This is a genomic window from Prosthecobacter sp., from assembly GCF_014879935.1.
Taxonomy (GTDB): Bacteria; Verrucomicrobiota; Verrucomicrobiia; order Verrucomicrobiales; family Verrucomicrobiaceae; genus Prosthecobacter.
On the sequence record NZ_JACSRD010000027.1, the window covers coordinates 1 to 4,818 of the forward strand.

The 4,818-nt window shown below is 57.8% G+C and carries 7 protein-coding genes; 2 read left to right on the plus strand and 5 right to left on the minus strand.

The features are described 5' to 3' along the window. Positions 1-1,299: MraY family glycosyltransferase (locus tag IAE77_RS00360; protein WP_294219667.1), on the minus strand; the 1,299-nt coding region annotated here is incomplete at its 3' end. A gap of 150 nt (positions 1,300-1,449) precedes the next feature. On the opposite strand from IAE77_RS00360, the gene mnmE reads away from it, so the two are divergent. Beyond that, the gene (gene mnmE, locus IAE77_RS00365) at positions 1,450-2,832 is read left to right on the plus strand and encodes a tRNA uridine-5-carboxymethylaminomethyl(34) synthesis GTPase MnmE (protein WP_294219668.1); all 1,383 of its coding nucleotides are present in this window, start codon (positions 1,450-1,452) and stop codon (positions 2,830-2,832) included. Here mnmE and IAE77_RS00370 read toward each other — a convergent pair. Continuing rightward, the gene (locus IAE77_RS00370; protein WP_294219669.1) at positions 2,801-3,001 is read right to left on the minus strand and encodes a hypothetical protein; all 201 of its coding nucleotides are present in this window, start codon (positions 2,999-3,001) and stop codon (positions 2,801-2,803) included. The two genes, mnmE and IAE77_RS00370, sit on opposite strands and share 32 nt — an antisense overlap. Positions 3,002-3,202: 201 nt before the next feature. On the opposite strand from IAE77_RS00370, the gene IAE77_RS00375 reads away from it, so the two are divergent. Further along, the gene (locus IAE77_RS00375) at positions 3,203-3,430 is read left to right on the plus strand and encodes a PIN domain-containing protein (protein WP_345780944.1); all 228 of its coding nucleotides are present in this window, start codon (positions 3,203-3,205) and stop codon (positions 3,428-3,430) included. Between the two features lie 91 nt (positions 3,431-3,521). Here IAE77_RS00375 and IAE77_RS00380 read toward each other — a convergent pair whose 3' ends face one another. The 3 genes from IAE77_RS00380 to IAE77_RS00390 all read right to left on the minus strand — a co-directional run. Further along, positions 3,522-4,154, minus strand: a complete 633-nt coding sequence (locus tag IAE77_RS00380; RefSeq protein WP_294219671.1) for a hypothetical protein — start codon at positions 4,152-4,154, stop codon at positions 3,522-3,524. Continuing rightward, on the minus strand, positions 4,151-4,465 hold the full coding sequence (locus IAE77_RS00385) for a hypothetical protein (RefSeq protein ID WP_294219672.1): 315 nt from the start codon (positions 4,463-4,465) through the stop codon (positions 4,151-4,153). The genes IAE77_RS00380 and IAE77_RS00385 overlap by 4 nt, the downstream gene beginning before the upstream one ends. An 8-nt stretch (positions 4,466-4,473) precedes the next feature. Further along, the coding region (locus IAE77_RS00390; RefSeq protein WP_294219673.1) for a hypothetical protein at positions 4,474-4,818 on the minus strand (345 nt) is incomplete at its 5' end.

The window sequence follows — 4,818 nt, forward strand, 5'->3', positions numbered from 1 at the left end:
CAGGCCGGAGCCGAGCGTCAGGATCTCCGGGCAGTGGTCGGCCGTCCCATGGGCTTTCATCCCCATTCGTTCCAGACCATGCGCAAACAGCGCGGAAAAGCCCTCCAGGGTCTCACAGCGCTCCACCTCGAAGTCCAGCACCCGCCCATAGGCGCGGAAAAATTCCCTCTGCCGCCGCCGCTCCATCACTTCCCCCAGTTGCTTGCGGAAGTTCACCCAGCTCTTCACGTAACCCAGATAACGGGCTGTCCACATGGCCAGGAGGAACATCAATGCGCCCGCAGTCGGCAGCGCATACCCCTTGGTCACCAGAATGCTCAGGCCGACCAGGCTCAGCGCCAGGCACACGGCATACATCGCCGCCAGCGCACGCCCTTTGCTGTATCCCAGCAGGATGAGCCGGTGGTGGATGTGCTCCGCATCCGCATTGAAGATCGACACGCCGCGCATCGTGCGCCGGATGATGGCGAACAAGGTGTCCAGGATCGGCACCCCGAGCGCGATGATGATCACCAGCAGCGCACCGATCACCGTGCCTTTGTTGGAGGTAAATAAAGACACGGACGCGATGAAAAAGCCGATCAGGTACGCCCCGCCGTCTCCCAGGAAGATCTTGGCCGGTGGCAGATTGAAGATCAGGAAGCCCGCCAGCGCCCCGGCCATCGCAAGCGACACGACCACCACATCCGGCTGCGAACCGTAGTGGCCGATGGCAGCCAGCGTCAGGCACAGAAACAACCCAAATCCTCCCGCCAGCCCGTCCATGCCATCGATCAAATTGAGAATGTTCGGGATGCTCACCAGCCACACGAGCGTGATCGGCAGGCTCCACCAGCCGAGAGTAATGCCCCCTTCGCCAAAAGGATTGCTCAGCACGTCGATGGAGACGCCAAGCGAATACAGGATCAGCGACGTCCCGATCTGTCCCACCAGCTTTACCCTGGCTCCCAGCGGCTTCAGGTCATCGACAAAACCCACGCTGAACATCAGTGCATTGCACACGGCCACCGGCAGCCAGCGGCTCCAGCCCAGGCCGCCGATGTAGCCTGCCACCACGCAGGCCAGTCCCGTCGCCAGGAAGATCGGGGCGCCACCGAGCCGGGGGATCGCCTTTTCATGCAGTTTTCGGCGCGTATCGGGTTCATCCAGGCCAATCCGCCCGCTGTGCCGCAGAATAAACCACGTGCCCAGGGCTGCGACGATCAAGGACCCGACAAAGTAGAGGGTGGTCTCACCCCATTCGAGCGGACGCGGCGTCCATCCGGTGGTGGCTGGCTCTGGGGGGATGGATTCTGGCATGCAAGAGGTTGGTCAGGCGGGAGACGAATTATCGTTTGAGGATAGACGGTTCAAATCCAGCGATCAAGACATCAGCGCCAAAGAACTCGTGGCTTGCATCCGCGGCACATCGCTTCTTGCACTTTTCTTCGGCCGCTTTCACCATCGCCGATGCTTTCAGACACCATCGCCGCCATTTCCACCGCCTTGGGCGAGGCTGCGATCAGTGTCGTGCGCATGTCGGGGCCGCAGGCGCTGCAGGTGGCTGAAAAAGCCTTCAAACTGCCGCCCAAGCTCACCCCCCGCCTCGCCCATCTCGTTCACGCCGTCGATGCCGGTGGAACGGCCTTCGATCACGGCCTGCTGCTGCACTTCAAAGGCCCCGCCAGCTACACCGGCGAGGACGTCATCGAGTTTCACGGCCACGGCGGCGTTCTGGTCACCCAGCGCGTGCTGGAGCGCCTGCTCGCCTGCGGCGCTCGTGCTGCTGAACCGGGCGAATTCACCCAGCGTGCCTTCCTCAATGGCAAAATGGACCTCACGCAGGCCGAGGCGGTGATGGATCTCATCCACGCGCAGAGCACCCTCGCCCTGCGTGCCGCGAATGAGCAGCTCGGCGGAGCCATCGGCCGCGAGGCGCAGGCCATGCAGCAGGAGATCATCCCCGTGCTCGCCCACATCGAGGCCTACATCGATTTCCCCGAGGAGGATATTTCGCCCGAAACCGGGGCCGATTTGCTGAAGCGCATCGACGCCGTGCTCCTGCGCGCGGAAAAACTCATCGCCACCTCCGAGCAGGGCCGCATCCTGCGCCACGGTGCCCGCACCGTCATCTCCGGCGCACCGAACGTCGGGAAAAGCAGCCTGCTCAACCTCCTCCTCGGTTTCGAGCGGGCCATCGTCAGCCCCACGGCCGGCACCACCCGCGATACTATCGAGGAGATCATCCAGGTCCACGGCATCCCGCTGCGTCTCGTCGATACCGCCGGTCTGCGCGACTCCACCGACGACATCGAGCGCGTCGGCATCCAGCGCACCGAACGCGAACTCGACCGCGCCGACCTCGTCATCGAAGTCGTCGATGGAAGTGATGCGGGCACTTCCATTCTCCGTAGCACTGCGAAGGATGAACCTGCCCGCAACCCGCGCTTCTCACTGCCCCCCGAACTCGCCCGCCGCCGCCTCCTCGTCCTCAACAAAGCCGACCTCGGCCTCCATGCGGATTGGAAGAGCGACCCCCACGCCATCCCGCTCTCCTGCGTCACCGGCGAAGGCATCGAAGCCCTGCGCGATGCCATCCGCGCCATCATCGCCAATGCCGGACCGCTCGCTGCCGACCATCCCGTCGCCATCAACGCCCGCCACAAAGCCGCCTTCGAGCGCAGCGCCGACCGCCTCCGTGCCGCCCGTTCCGCTCTCGAAGCCAACGAAGCCCCCGAATTCATCGCCCTCGAAATCCGCGAAGCCCTCCACGCCCTCGGCGACGTCATCGGCCAGGTCGATGTCGAACGCATCCTCGACGTCATCTTCTCCACCTTCTGCATCGGCAAGTAATCCAGGAACGCCCGGCCACAGACAACCTGACCCGCATCGGCAACTCCAGCAGCTCTCGGTCATTGGCAAACATGCCCATCGCTTTCATCTGCTTCTGAAGAGCGACGATCTCAGCCGCCAAAGGTCGTATGGCGGCGACGAGGTCGTCGATGTTGGGTTCGTCAGGCATGGCGTAAGCGGGATGAAAGCTGGATCGGTAGTAGTGGCAAGTGTGGGTGTTTGCCTGTGCCACGGCGTGAGCCTCGGTTTCGGAGCATCATGAAAACCGCCGTTCAGGTGAATCCGCTGACATGGTGTAAGCTCATTCAGTCTTTGTTTGCCACCAGGCCCTAAAACTCTTTTTTGTGAGCTTGAGGACGCCCGCTTCGCCATGCTCGAACGCCTTTTTAACCGCCATGTCTCGGTGCCATTCGATGACGAATCCGCTGCCATCGCTGGTCACTTGCGCCAGAAGCTGGAGAGCCAGGGGAGAGTGATCGGTCCGCATGACCTGACAATCGCCGCCATCGCGCTCCAGCACGAATGGACGTTGGTGACGAGCAACACGGACGAGTTCAGTCGCGTCGAAGGCTTGAAGATCGAGGACTGGACGGTTTGAGAACGTGGCTCAGAGGTGTGTGAGTTGACCGATCCCGGCCGAAGGCTGTCAATTTGTTGCACCCTGACGTCATTTTCCTGGCCTTGCACCGCTATTCATCATGAGAATCAGTGTCATCATCAGATAATTCGTTGTGAATTTGCCGGAGGCTTTGATCAACGCCTCTTAGCTGAGTAGACAGCAACAGAGTGGCGGCCATATGAAGCTGATTTCTTGAATCGGAAACGGGCGACTTGGATAGCTCACTATTACGACACGCTGAAAGAAGGTTCAGATAACGCTCACGCCCTGGAAACTGAACATACCTTTTATAAATCGCACGATACAGATCGTCCCAATCATCAAGATTGGTTGATACGATGCTCGCGAAAATGTGTTCCAAAAACTTTCGCTCTGTTGGCTGGATATCCACCCAATCGGAATCCTTAGCTAAGTGATGGTCGAGTATAGAGATGGCTTTTGAGAGTGTTTTTACAAGTTCTTGATGCTCCAAAGCAGCTGCATTTGCGCATTGATTGATGAACCTAGTGCGAGCAAGTCGAAGTCTCTCCAGCAAATCTGGATCAGAGGAAATGGCTTTGAATGACTTTGAAAGGCCTGCGCCAATGTAATGAGCAACATCAGAATTCTCATCAATCTCGCCGCGAGAATACTTGTCACAAAGTTCTTCCGTGGTGAACGGCCCCTCAGTCCCATTCCCTGACGTGCGAACAAGATATTTCATATCAGCGAGGGATTCGGTTCATCCGCAGATGTCTCCTCAACATACCTCCAAAAGATGCAAAAACGAAACTCGTTTTGTGTTTGGTCATGGTTTATCAGAGGGCGTTCTCTGAATTCTCCGCTTCTCTCTCCAATCTGCATTCTGGCCTCGATTCGTTGCCTTATGCTCGCAACAGTGATTTCACCGGTTCCTCTAAAGCCAGCTTCTCTTATGGGTCGAACTAAAGAATCCAAATTCATCCAACCGGTTTCATCCTTAATCCATTCATCAGACTCGTTAATCTGACTATTGTCGATTTTGATTTGAATCATATAAAATTCTACAGACGCAATTTTTCGACGGTAAGTTCGATTCGTGGCTGATTGGGTTCGATCGATCTGGTATATGGAATCCACAAAACTCGTGTGACTGTGTATTGCACACAACCTGCGTCTTGAATGACATCACCAATCCGGGGTATGGCAGGAAGTTGAATCACAACGGGACCAATGTTGGTCTTCGAGTCCTTAAATTCCGTGCGGATGTCTATCATGGTATTTGGATGTTGGATTTGAACTGTCCCAAGCTGCAAAAAACGAGGTCTCATCAATAATACTGAGTCTTCGCTGTCCTGAGTGGGTATCGAAGGTAGCAGCGGCGAAAGCGGAGTGGTAGGAAGAGGGAT